The sequence below is a fragment of the Xiashengella succiniciproducens genome, from assembly GCF_023674465.1.
GTDB lineage: Bacteria > Bacteroidota > Bacteroidia > Bacteroidales > Marinilabiliaceae > Geofilum > Geofilum succiniciproducens.
On sequence record NZ_CP098400.1, the window covers coordinates 292,435 to 308,401 of the forward strand.

Consider the following 15,967-nt stretch of genomic DNA (forward strand, 5'->3'; position numbering starts at 1 on the left):
TGTCAGGTCGCAGGTATAAAGCAAAAGAGGCTGCTCTGTGGCAGCCTCTTCTTTTTGAAACTAGTCTCTTGATATATAGTGGAAGTGTGGTCCGAATCTTTCGAAAGCGGCCTTTTCCAATGTTTCCCTATGATCGGGGTGAGCAACTGAGATTATCAGGCGGGCTCTTTCCTGCAGAGTTTTTCCGTACAGGTTTACAGCTCCGAATTCAGTTACTAACCAGTGCATATTGGCACGTGTAGTTACAACACCGGCACCTTCCATCAGGGTTGGAGTTATCTTTGAAACACCCTTCGATGTAACAGAAGGCATTGCAATAATCGGCTTACCACCTTCAGAGTGGCTTGCACCTCTGATGAAGTCGATCTGACCACCTACACCTGAGTAGTGAGTAGTACCAATAGAGTCAGCACATACCTGACCGGTAATATCAACTGACAGTGCAGAGTTGATTGCAGTTACCTTCTTGTTCTTGCGGATTACATGAATACCGTTGGTGAAGGCCACATCCATCATTGCGACCATAGGGTTGTCATCGACAAAGTCATAAAGGGCCTGAGAACCCATCAGGAATGAAGCAACGATCTTGCCTTTACCGATTTGCTTTTGGCTACCGTTTACTACACCACTGGCAATCAATGGCAGCAGACCGTCAGAGAACATTTCAGTGTGTACACCAAGGTTCTTGTGGTTACCTAGTTCAGCAAGTACTGCATTTGGAATACCACCGATACCCATTTGCAGGCAAGCTCCGTCTTCAACAAGCTGAGCCACGTTGTAACCAATCTTTTGCTCGATTTCAGAGATTGGTGAGTTATGGTGCAGATACAGGGGTTCGTCATGCTCAACAAAATAGTCAATCATGTTGGCAGGTATCATTGCATCACCAAAAGCTCTTGGTACATATTTGTTAACCTGAGCAATTACAGTGTCAGCATTTTCAATAGCTGCCAGAGTGGCATCAACTGAAGTACCCAGAGAGACATAACCATGCTTGTCCGGAGGAGACACCTGAATCATTGCAACATTTACCTTCAGGTAACCTTCACGGATCAGCTTCTGGGTTTCGCTAAGGAATACCGGAATATAATCAGCGTAACCTTGTTGTGTGGCCTTTCTTACATTTGCTCCAACAAAGAATGATTCGAGCTGGAAAATTCCTTCAAACTCCTTGTCAGCATAAGGAGCAGGCCCCTCTGTATGTATATGCTGAATTTTTACGTTTTTGAACTCTCCTCTGCGTCCTCTCTCGACCATTGCCCTGGTGAGCGCCCATGGAGTTACGGCGACGCTGCTGAGGTGAACTCTGTCACCTGACTTAATTACCTTGACCGCCTCTTCGGCTGTAACTGTTTTGTAGCCCATCTGTTTTAGATTTATGTTGTTTTCGTAGTTAATATTTCTAAGTGATTGATTGTTGACCTTTTAAAATCAGGCGCAAAACTACTAAATATTAAGATTACCTTCACCATTGGAAAAACTGTTTAAGAATACATTTTTGACCCATTTGGCTTGAACTTTGAAACAGTTCTGCTTGTTTGTTTTCCATGGACAATAATGCTATGAATAAGGAATTTCAAGATCTTCGCAAGGATTATGTAAGAGGGGATTTGTCACTCGAAAGACTGGATGCTGATCCGCTAGCCCAACTAGACCAGTGGTTGAGGGATGCATTGGAAGCTGGTGCAGTTGAACCGACTGCAATGGCATTGTCGACGGTGACACCGTCCGGCGCACCTCATAGCCGGATGGTGCTGCTAAAGGGGCTTGAGAAGGATGGCCTTGTATTCTATACAAACTATAACAGTGACAAAGGAAAGGCTATAGAATCCAATCCTCAGGTGTCGGTGCTCTTTTTCTGGCCTCTGCTTGAAAGGCAGGTAAGGGTGGAGGGAGTCGCTCAAAAGGTTGCCCCTGAGGTATCTGACGCATATTTTGCTTCCCGTCCGCGGGAAAGCAGGCTTGGTGCTCTGGCTTCCCCTCAAAGCAGTGTTGTTGAGAGCTATGAGTACCTTGAGAAGACATGGCTTAAGCTAAAGGAAGAGTATGAAGGAAAAGAAGTTCCCCGTCCTGCCCACTGGGGAGGTTATATTATCAAGCCCCATATATTTGAGTTTTGGCAGGGTGGACACGGTAGGCTGCACAAGAGGTTTCGCTACAAGTGGGAAGACGGCAACTGGATAATTGAGACCCTTGCTCCCTGATTATCAGAAGCCTGGGTGCGTGTTACTGAGAGTATCCGCCACCGATTTGTCTATGCCATCTTGCTACTTTGCATCATTACCCCTGGCAAAGAAATCTTATCAAGTAATCCCGACCAGTGTGGCTTTTGCTGGGTTAGCTTGTGAGTTTTCTGAAAATGCTTTCAAGTGATTGTTGCTTGAGTTGCAGTTCCATAAGCACCAGATTATTGTCGACCGCAAATCTGAAGATTTGCGGTCTAATATCTTCAGATGCAGTAATGAAGTATTTGTTGTTTGTATAAGTTACCGAATTAAGTCCAACGATTGCTTTCAGTTTTTCGATATCAGCCTTTTTATCAAACTCAGCCTCGATGGCTATCTCATGAGCAATGCTTTCACCGAGCCTGCTCAGTGGTTCGTCGGCAACTATATTACCCTTGTTGATTATAATAGCCCTTTCGCAAATGGCCTTTACTTCCTGCATAATATGGGTTGAAAGCAGAACCGTCTTGGACTGTCCAAGGTTGAGGATGAGGTCCCTGATACCATCTATCTGGTTGGGATCAAGACCGGAAGTCGGTTCGTCTAGTATCAAAACTTCCGGATCTGGCAGCAGTGCCTGTGCAAGACCCACACGCTGCCTATATCCTTTTGAGAGGAAGGCAATCTTCTTGTCCCTTTCTGGAGTCAATCCGGTGAGTTCAATAATATCTTCAACCCTCTTTTTAACATCCCTGAGCTGATATATTCCGGCTACGAAATAGAGGTACTCGGTTATATACATATCGTCGTATAGCGGATTGTGTTCAGGAAGGTAACCTATCTTCCGGCGGAAGGTTATGGAGTCGACAGCAGGATCAATGCCACATACCTCAACCCTTCCTTCCGAGGGGTTGAAATAACCTGTAAGAATCCTCATCATGGTTGACTTGCCTGCCCCGTTGGGTCCCAGAAAACCTACAACTTCTCCTGTTTTGAGACTGAAAGAGACATTATTCAAGGCCTTTTGTCTACCATAATATTTTGAGACATTGGTCACAGTTATCGACATGGTTCATAATAATTTTGACTTTAAAGTTATTAATTTTCGCTTTAGGGAGATAAATTAGCAGATCCAAATAACGGTATTTATGAATAAAGCAGCGAAACTGCCCTTGTTTTGTGATTCATTATTTGAATATAAGCGCAACAGGAGCCGTTCGGTCAAGGTCGGGAAAATTTCTATCGGAGGGGATGAGCCTATTCGACTGCAGTCAATGACTACCACCAATACGTTGGACTCTGAGGCAACTGCTGCACAGTGCATACGCATTGCAACGGCAGGTGCGGATCTGGTAAGGATTACTACCCAGGGCCGGCGTGAAGCGGTTAATCTTGAGGATATCAAACGTAGCATATGTGCAAGGGGATTTGACATCCCATTGTCGGCTGACGTGCATTTTAACCCAAATGCAGCATTGCTTGCTGCCGAGAGAGTGGAGAAGGTACGTATCAATCCGGGCAACTTTGCAGACGGTGCAAAGATGTTTCGTAATGTAGAGCTGAATGATGAGGAGTATGCTGCAGAACTTGCAGAGATAGAAGCAAGGCTACTTCCCTTGCTCGAGATATGCAAAAGGAGGGGTACTGCACTACGAATCGGAGCTAACCATGGCAGTTTGTCAGACCGCATAATGTCAAGGTATGGCGACACTCCCATTGGAATGGTAGAGTCATGTATGGAATATCTCCGTATGTGCCGCAGACATGGGTTTGAAGATATAGTGCTTAGCATTAAGTCCAGCAATACCAGGGTTATGGTTCACACGGTCCGTCTGTTGGTATCGGCAATGAAGGCCGAAAATATGGACTATCCGCTCCACCTTGGTGTAACTGAAGCCGGGGGTGCTGAGGATGGCAGGATTAAGTCGGCTGTAGGGATTGGGGCCTTGCTTGCTGATGGAATAGGTGATACTATAAGGGTGTCGCTGACTGAAGAGCCCGAGGAGGAGATTCCTGTAGCCCGTCGCCTAAGGGATATGTTTGTAAAAAGAGCAGGTCACCCTGTGATTAAGCCTGTAGAGAATTTTACATACAGTCCCTTTGAGTATCATGCGAGAGAGAGTCACAAGGTTGGAATCTTTGGAGGAGTTCAGACTGCAGCAGTAGTGGCAGATCTTAGAGGAGGAATAGAAACGGAGGTCTCGGCTATTCAATGTGAGGCAGTGATATGTGACAAGCCACTTGAAAGACTTCCCCAAGGATATGAAAGGCTATTGCAGATTGTGCCGGTTGAAAGCAATGATGGATTGGCAGGATCATATCTGTGGCCTCTGTATAGGATAGATGAGTTTAGGTCAGTATCAGATGTAAAGGGTCCTTTTGTGCTTGAGATGGAGTACGGCGACCTGGAGGGAGCCGTAGTTGACCGACTCAGAAAGGAGAAGGACTGTGTGATTTTGTTGGGAACAAAGAATATTAATGGTGTTGCAGAACAACGGGCTTTTTTCCTTGCAATGCAGGCCATGGGACTCAGCCATCCGGTAATTATTCACCGCAGGTATGAGGAAAAGGGACTTGCTGACTTACAGATAGAGGCTGCGGCTGATATGGGCATGCTGCTACTCGACGGCTATGGAGATGCCGTTTCCTTATCAGCACCTGCCGTAGGTTTTGCATCCCTGGTAGATCTACTGTTTGGTATACTTCAGGCCTCAAGGGTGAGGTTCTCAAAGACAGAGTATATCTCTTGTCCCGGATGTGGTCGGACACTTTTCGACTTGCAGACAACCTCGCTTAAGGTAAGACAACGCACTTCGCACCTTAAGGGCCTTAAGATTGCTGTGATGGGATGCATTGTAAACGGTATCGGTGAGATGGCAGATGCTGATTATGGATATGTTGGTGCAGGGCCTGGGAAAGTTTCTTTGTACAGGAACAGAGAACTTGTAAGCAGGGCTCTTCCTGAGGAAGAGGCCGTGGACAGGCTGGTTGAGTTGATTAAGGAGAGTGGTGACTGGGTTGATGCCGAATGAGAAGCGTAGTTTTTTTTGCGTCAGATTAAATGTTTTTTTTAAATTGCAATACATTGTAACCAGTTCGGATGTAAACACCCGATAAAGTAATGAGAAAGATCCTGTTAGTCATAAGTCTATTGCTTTCCTATGTATTTGTAAATGGAGAGCAGATAGAATTAAGGGGTACCTATCAAGGAGAAAATCTGTATGTGAAGAATCCTTTTGCTGCCTCAGGAGTAGGCTTTTGCGTTTATGAGGTAACAGTCAATGGTATTACTTCTACCGACGAGATTAACTCTGCAGCATTTGAGATAGACCTTTCCGTATTCGGTTTTGCTCTTGGTGAACCCGTTGTGGTAACCATCAACTACAAGGAAGGTTGTCTCCCCTCGGTTTTGAATCCCGGTGTCTTGAACGCCAAGACCTCCTTTGTTGCCGAAGAAGTAAAGATTGAGGGTGATAAAATTGTATGGAGGACCCGTGGTGAGACTGGATCACTACCGTTTGTTGTAGAACAGTTTAGGTGGAACAAGTGGGTTACTGTTGCTCAGGTTGACGGAGTTGGAGTGCCCGGTCTACATAGCTATTCTGCACCTGTAAGGTTTCATGCCGGGGAGAATCGTTTCCGTATCAGGCAGACAGATTCAAGAAAAGTTAACAGGTATTCTGCAGAGCTCGTTTACAGGAGTTCGGTTCCTCAGGTTACCTACACTCAAACCTCCGGAGGACGTGCCATTGAATTTTCTGCTCCTACTATGTATGAGCTTTACGACAGCTTTGGTAGAATCATTGTTAAGGGCTATGGTAAGACCTTGCAGATGGATGATCTGGCTAAAGGATCTTACTATCTCAACTATGACAACAAAATGGACGTAATCAAGCGCTAATCCCATAGGAGTCTCTGTTGCGTTTTGATAGAATAGAGTTTTAGGTTAAGCATTAATTTAATAATCATTTAAACAGTCCTTTGCCCTGAGGCAAAGGACTGTTTTTGTAATAAGTACGAATTCCTGTATAACAGGGAATCAGGATGAGGGTCTGAGATCCCGTGATTTTGTGGTGTTTAGGAGGCTGACATCCTGCCTGTTAATTAAAATAATTATTTTAGACGGCAATTGTTTTTAATAAAAGATTAACTTTGGCTTCGTTGGGGAAACAATTAAAGTAATCATTATATGGCAAAAGTAATTGCTCTTGCGAATCAGAAAGGCGGGGTTGGAAAGACTACAACTGCCATCAATCTGGCAGCGAGTCTGGCAGTGTTGGAGTACAAAGTGCTGGTTGTTGATGCAGACCCTCAGGCCAATGCCACTTCTGGTTTAGGTTTTGATTTGTCGAAGATTGAGAATAGCATCTATGAGTGCATAGTTGGAAAGGCAGAACCAAAGGATGCTATATTACAGGGGGAGATAGACCACCTTTTCCTGATGCCTTCTCATATAGACCTTGTTGGTGCTGAGATAGAGATGCTCAATATGCCCAAGCGTGAATATGTACTGAAGGACATACTTGAGAAAGTAAGGGACAACTATGATTTCGTACTTATAGACTGTTCACCATCTCTTGGGCTAATCACTGTAAATGCATTGACCGCTGCAGATTCGGTTATCATACCAGTACAGTGCGAGTATTTTGCTCTTGAGGGACTTGGGAAGCTGCTTAACACTATCAAAATAATACAGAGCCGATTGAATCCGGAACTTGAGATTGAAGGATTCCTGCTCACTATGTATGATTCACGACTCAACCTGTCCAATCAGGTTGTAGAAGAGGTTAAGAGCCACTTCCAGGAGATGGTGTTTGAAACCCTTATTACACGTAATATCAAGCTCAGCGAAGCTCCTAGTTACGGTAAGGCTGTTGTTATGTATGATGCGGCTTCCAAAGGTGCTACCAACTATTTGAATCTGGCACGTGAGTTGCTGCAAAGGAACAACATGACCAAGATGGATAATAAGGATAAGGTAATTAGTAAATAAGAATACTTAACGGTTACAATGGGCAAAAAGAACGTTTTAGGAAGAGGTTTAGGTGCATTGATCGACAATCCAGATGATATCAGAAAGCCACGGCCTTCTGCATCCATCAATGAGATTGATATTAGTCTGATCGAGGTAAACCCATGGCAGCCGCGTTCCACATTTGATGAAGAAAGGCTTGAGGAACTGGCAGCCTCCATCAGAAGCGTAGGGATTGTGGTACCTCTTACTTTACGTAAGACAGACGAGGATAAGTACCAGATAATTGCCGGAGAGCGTCGTTTTCGTGCAGCGAGAAAAGCAGGCCTTACCAAGGTTCCTGCCTATGTACGTGAAGCAGAAGACGATGTGATGCTCGAGATGGCACTGGTTGAAAATATCCAGCGCGAGGATTTGGATCCCATTGAAGTTGCTATTAGCTACCAACGCCTTCTTGATGAGTGTAATCTGACTCAGGAAGATTTGTCAGAGAAGGTTGGTAAAAAGCGATCTACTGTAAGCAATTATCTGCGTCTTCTGAAACTTCCGGCTGAAATTCAGATGGGACTTCGTTCCAGAAGTATTTCTATGGGACAGGCAAGAGCTATTATCAATATTGAAAATACTGAAAAGCAGCTTGAGATCTACAGGAAGATAGTTGAGGAAGATCTGTCGGTCCGCATGGTCGAAGCACTGGTACGTGAGTTGGACAGCCCTTCAAAACCCGAAAAGGTCAAGACCACCAAAGAGCTTTCTGATGAATACAATGAACTGAAGAAGCATTTGTCTGAATTCTTCAAAACAAATATCGGATTCTCGCGTGACGGAAAAGGAAAGGGCAAGATCGTTATTCCATTCAAATCTGATGATGAGCTTGAGCAGATTATTGCAATACTGGACAGGGCAAAGGCTTAAGCAGGTAAGGATAAGTACTCTGCCTCTTTTACTCTTCTGCTCCCTGTCAGTCAATGCTCAGCTTGTGTCTGATAAGCCGGATGTATTGACCGGAAATACGGCTGCCGATATTAATGTATCCTTGACCGATTCTGTTGCTGATCCTGCTTTTATTGTACCTGACAGTTTAGTTCCTTCCCCTGCAGCTCCGTTAACAACCGATAGTATTGGTTTCAGAGTTATGCCGGGAACCATTACTACAGAGGTTCCTGTAAAGATTTTTATAGACGAAGAATATACTCACTCACCTCACAAGGCTACTGTTTATGCTGCTGTTCTTCCAGGTGCAGGACAGATATACAATAAAAAATACTGGAAGTTGCCCATACTCTATGGAGGTATTGGAGCGTTGGTATATGCCATCAACTTCAATACTAGTTATTATGACAAGTACAGATCTGCTTACAGGGACTTCCTGATTCGAGATCCGGGCAATACCAGCTATGACCAGTTCATCCCTCCGGGGCTTGAGATTGAAGATGTGCATGGTCCCTATTCCGATTGGTTTAAGAGAGCCCTGCAAAACAAAAAACGCTATTATAAAAGATCGCGTGATCTTAGTTATATTGGCATGGCAGCTCTGTATGTTATTAGTATCATTGATGCCAATGTAGATGCGCATTTCTATGACTTTGACATCAGTGATGATTTGTCAATGAGAATAGAACCTGCAATGGTTCAGCCTGTAGGACAGACGTCTTCGTCCTTGGGCTTGCAGGTTAAGTTTACGTTTTGAAATTAGTTGATGTTGAGTTCAAACACTTAGAATTATGAAAAGAGCATTCTTGATAATAGCAGTGCTGATGTTGCTTCCGGTTAATAAGAACATTTTTGCCTTTGGAACATCCAACCCTGATAACTACGCAGCTTCACTCGACAGTATGATGAACCTATGGCATTCCAGACCTTCGGTCGGTGAGCTGGTTGTTGATACTATTATTGAGAGTGCTGAGAATCTGGTTGAGGAACTGCCCGACTCAGTCTACATTGCACGTCTGGCTGCCATCAATACACCTATACAACTCACATTCAACAGTCAGGTAAAATCATACATCAAACTCTATACGCAGAGACGTCGTGAGCAGGTAGAGCAAATGCTGGGACTATCGCAATATTATTTCCCGATCTTCGAAGCAGAACTGGATGCAGCCAACCTTCCTCACGAATTAAAGTATCTCCCTGTGATTGAGTCAGCTCTTAACCCACGTGCACTATCTAAGGCTGGAGCAAGTGGTATCTGGCAGTTTATGTATTACACAGGCAAGAAATACGGACTGGAGGTCAATTCATATATAGACGAGCGACGTGATCCCGTAAAAGCTTCAAAGGCCGCAGTAGCATTTCTTTCTGATCTTTATGAGATATATGGAGACTGGAAACTTGTAATTGCAGCATACAACTGTGGACCGGGTAATGTAAACAAGGCTATCAGACGCACAGGTGGCAAGACCGACTTCTGGGAGATCTATTATCGGCTGCCACGTGAGACCAGAGGATATGTACCTGCCTATATTGCAGCAGTATATACATTCAACTATTCAAGGGAACATGGGCTGTATCCCAAGGCACCACAACTGCCTGTAGCAACCGATACAGTAATGGTATATCAACCTCTGCATTTCAAGCAGATCTCTGAGATTACAAGTATTCCGTTGGAGGTTATTCGCGATTTGAACCCTCAGTATCGTCTGGATGTAATTCCTGCGAAGGACAAGATGTATCCTCTTCGCCTTGCTTTTGATCATGCTACTTTGTTTGCCTCTCTTGAGGATACTATTTACAATCACCGTCGCCTTGAGTTATTCCCCGACAATAAGCTAGTTGCAGCTCCAGTGGAAGCCTCCTCACTCCCGGTTGTTGCACCTGCTGGTACTGAAGCAATTTACTATACTGTCAAATCGGGAGATGTCGTGGGTCTGATTGCCGATTGGTTTGATGTAAGAACATCCGACCTTCAATACTGGAACAATATTAAGCGAAATATGATCAGGGTTGGTCAGAAGCTGGTGATTTATGTGCCAAAAGCAAAGGCTGACCATTACAGGGCTGTTGCCCAAAGGCACGGAAGCTCAGCCGCTTCCGTGAAGCCTGCAACAACTGCTTCTGCCCAAAGCACTTCGACTCTTGCCAGTTCGGCATCTGCCAGTGGAGAATATGTTTATTACACAGTTCGTTCTGGAGACAATATCTGGGCTATTGCAAAGAAGTATCAGGGAGTTTCTCCTCAGGACATCCTGAATCTTAATAATATCTCGGATGCTACCAAGATTAAGCCCGGTCAGAAATTGAAAATTAAACCGTTATAATATTGGTATAACAACTGTTGTTTTGGCAGTTGTATTAAACCATACCTTCATTTATGCGTTTCAATAAGGCAAAATGTCAGCATTTTGCTGATGGCAGGCTTTTTGAGATATTTGGATAAAAATAAAAAGGAGGAAATATGGTATCTATTCCATTATTATTGATCTTTGGTTTTTTCGCACTTGCCAGCTGGATTGTTAGTGCACAGTTGAAGAGCAGGTTTGCGAAGTATTCGCGGTCCATTCTTCCTACAGGCCTGTCTGGCAGGGAGGTAGCAGAGAAAATGCTGCGCGAAAATGGTATCAATGATGTTAAGGTACTGTCTGTACCGGGACAACTGACCGACCATTACAATCCAAGCAATAAGACAGTTAATCTAAGTCCTGAAGTATATAATGGTCGCAGCGTTGCTGCAGCCTCAGTGGCTGCACACGAATGCGGGCATGCAGTTCAGCACGCCAGGGCCTATGCCCCGTTGCAATTACGCTCAGCACTGGTGCCTATTCAGAATGTAAGTGCAAGATTGCTTAATATTATCTTTATAGCAATGTTTGCAGGAGCAATAATACTTCCTGGACTTATTACCTTTGATGCTGCCTTGCTTGTGATTATCGCATGTTATGCAGTATTTGCAGCATTTGCAGTAGTTACCTTACCTGTGGAAATAGATGCAAGTCGCAGAGCTCTGGCCTGGCTTAACACATCAGGTATAACAGGAGGTCGCAGTCATGAGGAAGCCAAGGATGCTCTGAGATGGGCAGCCTATACTTATGTAGTTGCCGCCTTGTCTGCACTTGCGACCCTGTTCTACTACATTATGCTTTACCTTGGCAGAAGGGATTAAACCAGTTCCCGTTCTGGGGTACTATGAATTGTGTTGTAGTCCCAGACAAGGGTTATAAGAAAGTCGCGGTTTGGCATGTCGGTAGTAACCGATAGCTTTTTAGAGACCGCATCTTTAGTTTTTTGAAGCAGCGCTCCGTTGGAGTGCTGCTTTTTGTTATTCTCGGAAATCAGCAATACCTCCTTGATAGTCCTAATGTCACTATCATTCAGCAGCTCCACTTGTGGAAAAGTAATTTTGTGACCAACCGGCACTTCAGTCCACACTGTCTGACTTAGCCCGTACTTGGACGGCACTTTAAGTACTGTGGTTGATGCAGCTATATCTCCCAGTCGCTGGCCTTTACCATTGAGTATTATAACTAAAGTAGCTATTCCGCCAAAGAAAAATGTGAGGTCAACAAGCCTGAAAACCCATCTAATTAGTGCAGCTCCTACCGAGAGAGGAGTTCCATCAGCCTTGACTACCCTGATTTTCATTATATACTTACCAGGACTCTGACCGTTGAAAAATATCTCAAATAGCAGGTGATAAAGCACAAGAGGCATCAGTAACAACAGGACCCTTGCTGCTGCAGACTCTGATACAGTTCCAAACAGTTCACTTATTAGAGCCACCAACCCAGCATAGAGACCCATCAACAGAAGGTCAATTAATGTTGCAATGATACGATCACCTATGCTGGCTACCCTGAAACGGAGCTCGACATTTTGTGTGGTTTGCAGGTTAAATGTTTCCATCCTTTTGCTCTGTTACTGGATTATGCTAAATTTGTTCAAAGTTAACCAAAAACCGAAATATTAGCACTCTTGGGCATTAATGAAGGAGATCACTTTCATCAGATTAAACAAAAAAAGATGGTCGGACTTTGAAGATCAGATCTCTGGTAAGGATGTCAGAAACATCAGCCCTGATGACCTCGCATCTAATTATATTAGGCTTACAGACGATCTGTCCTATGCCCGGACCTTTTACCCTCAGTCAGGAGTTGTAGAATACCTCAATACCCTGAGCTCGAAAGCTCATGCACTGATCTATAGAAATAAAAGGGAGAGAAGTGACAGACTCACAGGTTTTTGGCTTAGGGAACTGCCTCTTGAGATATATAATATTAGGAAGGATATACTGCTATCCTTTCTGATCTTTATGGGAGCTTTCCTTATTGGTTGGTTTTCTGCCTTTCAGGAAGAGGATTTTGTCCGTGCCATCCTTGGTAACGAATACGTCAATACAACTATCGACAATATATCAAAAGGAGATCCTCTTGGAATATATGGAGACTCTACTCCATTCAGGATGTTCCTTGCAATAGCATTCAACAATATAGGGGTTTCAATAGTGGCTTTTATATTTGGGTTACTCACTCCAATTGGTACCGCAGTGATACTTATGCGGAATGGCATCATGGTTGGGGCCTTCTTATCATTCTTCTTTCAGTACTCCCTTGGGAAGGTTTCCATTATGGGCGTTATGCTCCATGGTACCATGGAACTTTCAGCAATAGTACTGGCTGGTGGGGCCGGGTTGATGCTTGGAAGAAGCATTTTGTTTCCGGGTACCTATACCCGTACGCACCAGTTTATAAATGCTGCAAGAAGGGGCACAAAATTAGTTGTAGGTATTATGCCATGCTTTGTAATAGCTGCAATCATTGAAAGTTATGTTACCAGATACTACAAGGAGATGGGATTCTGGGCGGAGTTTGGTATAATACTGATATCACTACTTTTTATGGTCTTTTACTTTATCATATATCCCATAATAACCCACAACAAATACGAAAAACCTAAATAAGATGGAAAAACCCAAAGTTATTCTTAACAAAAAACGTGATTTTTCTGATGTAATTAATGCGACCTTTTCTTTTATAACCCAGGAAATAAAGGTTTATGGTAAAATGCTTCTTTACTATGCAGGGATTCCGGTACTTGCTGCTTCAATATTGGGAGCGTATTTCTCCGGTACAGAGCTGAGTACACTGTTTCTAAAACTTGAAACCGGCAGTGATTATCAATTGGGGCTTGATTACCAACTAAAAGTGATAGGTGTAAACCTCCTGAATGCTATGGTGTATGTTTTACTTTCAGGTCTTAGCTACGCATATCTCGTTACGTACAAGGAGAATGGTGCAGGTGGTTTTGAGTTGCAGGATGTTTGGTCACGTTTTAAAAAGGGCATCGGAACCATGATCCTGTTTGCTGTTATTATTTCAATAATCGCAGGTGTTGTAATAGCCGTTGCCTCGCTATTAGTTGTTCTGGGGACTATGTTTGGGTCTCCTGTATTAAGTGTGGTTGTAGGAATTCCGGCAGCTTTATTTCTATTGTGTGTTTTTATTTACTTCCTTGTTACTTTATCACCAGCCGGGATGATAATCTACGATGAGAGCCCCGATTTTTCAAATATATTCACCAGATGCTTTGAGCTAATCAAGGGTAGTTGGTGGCAGACCTTTGGAATCATCTTTATCCTGGGGATAATATATTCAATGGTATCATCCCTGTTCTCAATCCCAGTATTAGTATCCAGCATTTTGGAAGGCATCGCTTATAGTAGTAGTCCTGAAGTCGTAGCCTCACAAAGCAAGTCATTCGCTTTTGTATTGACCGCCCTGATTAGTACACTTGGTGGAAATGCAATATACCCAATATTGGCAATCGGATGTGGTATTCAGTACTTTAACCTTAAGGAGAAAAGGGAGAATCTGGATCTTCTTGGAAGGATCGAAGAAATATCTGATTCAACTATTTAACTGTAAATAAAAGGAAACCACGGGCTCTTGTGATGAAGTCAAAACGTGCTATAATTCCACTGCTATGGTTGTTTATCTTCCTTTTTAATGCCACCGGCATTGAAACGGAGGAAGCCACTGTATTGGATGATAATAGCCATGTGGAATACAGGAGCCCTGATGTCGCTGATATCGAACAGTTGAAGCAGGATTCCCGCTATGATTATGAGCTGGTGAATAACAGGCCGGGATGGTTGGCCAGGATGTTTTCGAGATTTATAGAGATGCTTGTAGGGCAGTCTCAGGGCCTAACCTTTGTCAGCTTCCTGCTGATCGGGCTCATGGTCATTGGCTTTGTCATTTTCATCCTGCGTCTCTTAGATATTCCCGTTGTAGGTTTTATAGTCTTTGCCAGGGCAGGCAAAAAGGAAGAATTGCTTTTCTCAGATAATATAAGTTCCGACAATGAGGGAAAGCTGACTGAGCTCCTTGATATGTACCGTAGTAACGGGGCTTTCAGGGAAGCAGTCAGGATACTCTACCTGCTTACCCTTAGGAAGTATGAAAGTCGTGGTATTCTTGAGTTAAGAGACTATAAGACCAATAGGGATTATATTCGTGAGATCAGGGATACTACTCTTAGGGAACTGTTTTCAAATCTTGTAAAGATTTACGATCATGTCTGGTTTGGCCAGTATGATCCGGATTCAATTATGTATGGTAAGATAGAGGCTGTATTCAGCAAGGCATTAGATGGGCAGCAAAAGTTGCAGTAACGTATAACAGACAATAATGGCCAGGGACTTAAATAAAAGACGCAGTTTGATATCCTACTCGCTTGTGGTGGGAGTCTTGTTGCTGGCCATTGCCATATTATTCTCTCCCAGTGAGACAGACTGGAATCCAAGTTTTTCGAAGAGGCATTCCATACCTCTGGGTATGGAACTGGTCTATGGCTTTATGGGGGACATGTTTCCAGACAAGGATGTCAAAGTGGTATACAATGGTTTTGCTTCTTACTTTGATGACAGCATCCCTTCAGATGTTAATTTGCTATTTGTAAATGACAGGTTGCTGATGACCAGAGAAGACTGGGAGGTCGTACTTGCTGCCACTGAAGCCGGCAGCAATGTTTTCATTGCTGCCGAACATTTTTCAGATATTATTAGCGATACATTGGGCATTAATCTGAGTTATGGTGAACCGATAAGCTTTAGCTTATTGCCTGACTCAGTGGGTTATAATTTTACAAACCCCAGATTAAAAGTTTCAGATAACTTCTGGTATTCGTCAGTAATAACCAACAACTACTTCGCCCGATATGATACTCTCAACACCACGGTGCTGGGGCATAATCATAGGGGAGACGCCAATTTTATAAGAATTAAGCGTGGGAAAGGCAATATTTATCTTAACTGCAATCCCATTGTTTTTACCAATTATCATCTGCTTAAAAGTGATAACGGGGGCTATATATTCAGGGCATTGTCGTATTTGCCAATTGCAGATACTTACTGGGATGAGAAGTATAAGACCGGGGCGCCGGCAATGATATCTGAGATGGGTATTGTGTTTAGAGAGAAGAGCTTGCGTTTTGCCTGGTATTTGCTTCTGATAAGTTTGCTACTTTATTTTATCTTTTACGGCAAGCGTAGGCAAAGGCCTATTCCCATCTATGAGGCCCCTGGCAACAGTACACTGGAGTTTGTTGAAACTATTGCCAGGCTTTATTTTATCAAAGGTGATCACCGCAATGTTGCTAAGAAGAGATTCCTTTACTTTCTTGATAGTTTAAGGAGTAGATATTTTATAGATGTATCTATGCCTGAAAGCAAACTTATAGAGGAATGCTCACGCAAGTCGGGAGTGCCGGAACGGACTTTTGCTTCCATCTTTAGTATGGCAAAGAATCTGGAGAAGGTTGAGAAGATCACCCTTGAGGATCTGTATCAGTTTAATCGTCAGTTGGAGTTCTTTTATAAAAACGCTCAGTAATT

At 43.5% G+C, this 15,967-nt stretch carries 15 protein-coding genes; 12 read left to right on the forward strand and 3 right to left on the reverse strand.

Annotated elements, in window-relative coordinates:
• Window positions 1-60: 60 nt before the first annotated feature.
• A complete protein-coding gene (locus M9189_RS01245) occupies window positions 61-1,365 on the reverse strand; it encodes an acetyl-CoA hydrolase/transferase family protein (RefSeq protein ID WP_250724096.1) in 1,305 nt (434 codons plus the stop codon).
• 197 nt (window positions 1,366-1,562) lie between these two features.
• Between M9189_RS01245 and pdxH the strand changes: the two genes are divergently transcribed.
• Complete coding sequence (pdxH, locus tag M9189_RS01250) at window positions 1,563-2,204, forward strand: pyridoxamine 5'-phosphate oxidase (RefSeq protein WP_250724097.1); 642 nt, start codon at window positions 1,563-1,565, stop codon at window positions 2,202-2,204.
• Between the two features lie 133 nt (window positions 2,205-2,337).
• On the opposite strand, the gene M9189_RS01255 is transcribed toward pdxH, so the two are convergent.
• Window positions 2,338-3,234, reverse strand: a complete 897-nt coding sequence (locus tag M9189_RS01255; RefSeq protein ID WP_250724098.1) for an ATP-binding cassette domain-containing protein — start codon at window positions 3,232-3,234, stop codon at window positions 2,338-2,340.
• A 79-nt stretch (window positions 3,235-3,313) separates the two neighbouring features.
• Between M9189_RS01255 and ispG the strand changes: the two genes are divergently transcribed.
• From ispG to M9189_RS01290, 7 genes are all read left to right on the forward strand, one after another.
• On the forward strand, window positions 3,314-5,197 hold the full coding sequence (gene ispG, locus M9189_RS01260) for a (E)-4-hydroxy-3-methylbut-2-enyl-diphosphate synthase (RefSeq protein ID WP_250724099.1): 1,884 nt from the start codon (window positions 3,314-3,316) through the stop codon (window positions 5,195-5,197).
• Between the two features lie 89 nt (window positions 5,198-5,286).
• Window positions 5,287-6,066 (forward strand): hypothetical protein, encoded by a 780-nt coding sequence (locus tag M9189_RS01265; RefSeq protein WP_250724100.1) that lies wholly within the window; start codon window positions 5,287-5,289, stop codon window positions 6,064-6,066.
• Between the two features lie 288 nt (window positions 6,067-6,354).
• Window positions 6,355-7,158, forward strand: coding sequence for a ParA family protein (locus tag M9189_RS01270; protein ID WP_250724101.1), 804 nt, complete (start codon window positions 6,355-6,357; stop codon window positions 7,156-7,158).
• Window positions 7,159-7,176: 18 nt separating this feature from the next.
• Window positions 7,177-8,052, forward strand: a complete 876-nt coding sequence (locus M9189_RS01275) for a ParB/RepB/Spo0J family partition protein (RefSeq protein WP_250724102.1) — start codon at window positions 7,177-7,179, stop codon at window positions 8,050-8,052.
• Window positions 8,012-8,827, forward strand: a complete 816-nt coding sequence (locus M9189_RS01280; RefSeq protein WP_250724103.1) for a DUF5683 domain-containing protein — start codon at window positions 8,012-8,014, stop codon at window positions 8,825-8,827. Before M9189_RS01275 ends, M9189_RS01280 begins: the two co-directional genes overlap by 41 nt.
• A gap of 34 nt (window positions 8,828-8,861) precedes the next feature.
• The gene (locus M9189_RS01285; RefSeq protein WP_250724104.1) at window positions 8,862-10,397 is read left to right on the forward strand and encodes a lytic transglycosylase domain-containing protein; all 1,536 of its coding nucleotides are present in this window, start codon (window positions 8,862-8,864) and stop codon (window positions 10,395-10,397) included.
• Window positions 10,398-10,534: 137 nt separating this feature from the next.
• A complete protein-coding gene (locus tag M9189_RS01290) occupies window positions 10,535-11,239 on the forward strand; it encodes a zinc metallopeptidase (protein ID WP_250724105.1) in 705 nt (234 codons plus the stop codon).
• Here M9189_RS01290 and M9189_RS01295 read toward each other — a convergent pair.
• Window positions 11,236-11,979, reverse strand: a complete 744-nt coding sequence (locus tag M9189_RS01295; RefSeq protein WP_250724106.1) for an RDD family protein — start codon at window positions 11,977-11,979, stop codon at window positions 11,236-11,238. The genes M9189_RS01290 and M9189_RS01295 overlap by 4 nt on opposite strands.
• Window positions 11,980-12,058: 79 nt before the next feature.
• Here M9189_RS01295 and M9189_RS01300 point away from each other — a divergent pair, with 79 nt between their 5' ends.
• Genes M9189_RS01300 through M9189_RS01315 form a run of 4 tightly spaced genes read left to right on the forward strand, consistent with a single transcriptional unit; the run spans window position 12,059 to window position 15,965 of the window.
• Window positions 12,059-13,033 carry a stage II sporulation protein M gene (locus tag M9189_RS01300; protein WP_250724107.1) on the forward strand — a complete coding sequence of 325 codons (975 nt, stop codon included), beginning with the start codon at window positions 12,059-12,061 and terminating at the stop codon, window positions 13,031-13,033.
• A 1-nt stretch (window position 13,034) separates the two neighbouring features.
• Window positions 13,035-13,991, forward strand: a complete 957-nt coding sequence (locus M9189_RS01305) for a hypothetical protein (RefSeq protein WP_250724108.1) — start codon at window positions 13,035-13,037, stop codon at window positions 13,989-13,991.
• Between the two features lie 32 nt (window positions 13,992-14,023).
• A complete protein-coding gene (locus M9189_RS01310) occupies window positions 14,024-14,746 on the forward strand; it encodes a DUF4129 domain-containing protein (protein WP_250724109.1) in 723 nt (240 codons plus the stop codon).
• A gap of 16 nt (window positions 14,747-14,762) precedes the next feature.
• A complete protein-coding gene (locus tag M9189_RS01315) occupies window positions 14,763-15,965 on the forward strand; it encodes a DUF4350 domain-containing protein (RefSeq protein WP_250724110.1) in 1,203 nt (400 codons plus the stop codon).
• Window positions 15,966-15,967 lie beyond the last annotated feature (2 nt).

Coding starts and splice junctions, on each gene's coding strand:
- M9189_RS01245 (WP_250724096.1), bottom strand. CDS start 1,365: ATGGGCTACAAAACAGTTACAGCCGAAGAGGCGGTCAAGGTAATTAAG.
- pdxH (WP_250724097.1), top strand. CDS start 1,563: ATGAATAAGGAATTTCAAGATCTTCGCAAGGATTATGTAAGAGGGGAT.
- M9189_RS01255 (WP_250724098.1), bottom strand. CDS start 3,234: ATGTCGATAACTGTGACCAATGTCTCAAAATATTATGGTAGACAAAAG.
- ispG (WP_250724099.1), top strand. CDS start 3,314: ATGAATAAAGCAGCGAAACTGCCCTTGTTTTGTGATTCATTATTTGAA.
- M9189_RS01265 (WP_250724100.1), top strand. CDS start 5,287: ATGAGAAAGATCCTGTTAGTCATAAGTCTATTGCTTTCCTATGTATTT.
- M9189_RS01270 (WP_250724101.1), top strand. CDS start 6,355: ATGGCAAAAGTAATTGCTCTTGCGAATCAGAAAGGCGGGGTTGGAAAG.
- M9189_RS01275 (WP_250724102.1), top strand. CDS start 7,177: ATGGGCAAAAAGAACGTTTTAGGAAGAGGTTTAGGTGCATTGATCGAC.
- M9189_RS01285 (WP_250724104.1), top strand. CDS start 8,862: ATGAAAAGAGCATTCTTGATAATAGCAGTGCTGATGTTGCTTCCGGTT.
- M9189_RS01290 (WP_250724105.1), top strand. CDS start 10,535: ATGGTATCTATTCCATTATTATTGATCTTTGGTTTTTTCGCACTTGCC.
- M9189_RS01295 (WP_250724106.1), bottom strand. CDS start 11,979: ATGGAAACATTTAACCTGCAAACCACACAAAATGTCGAGCTCCGTTTC.
- M9189_RS01300 (WP_250724107.1), top strand. CDS start 12,059: ATGAAGGAGATCACTTTCATCAGATTAAACAAAAAAAGATGGTCGGAC.
- M9189_RS01305 (WP_250724108.1), top strand. CDS start 13,035: ATGGAAAAACCCAAAGTTATTCTTAACAAAAAACGTGATTTTTCTGAT.
- M9189_RS01310 (WP_250724109.1), top strand. CDS start 14,024: ATGAAGTCAAAACGTGCTATAATTCCACTGCTATGGTTGTTTATCTTC.
- M9189_RS01315 (WP_250724110.1), top strand. CDS start 14,763: ATGGCCAGGGACTTAAATAAAAGACGCAGTTTGATATCCTACTCGCTT.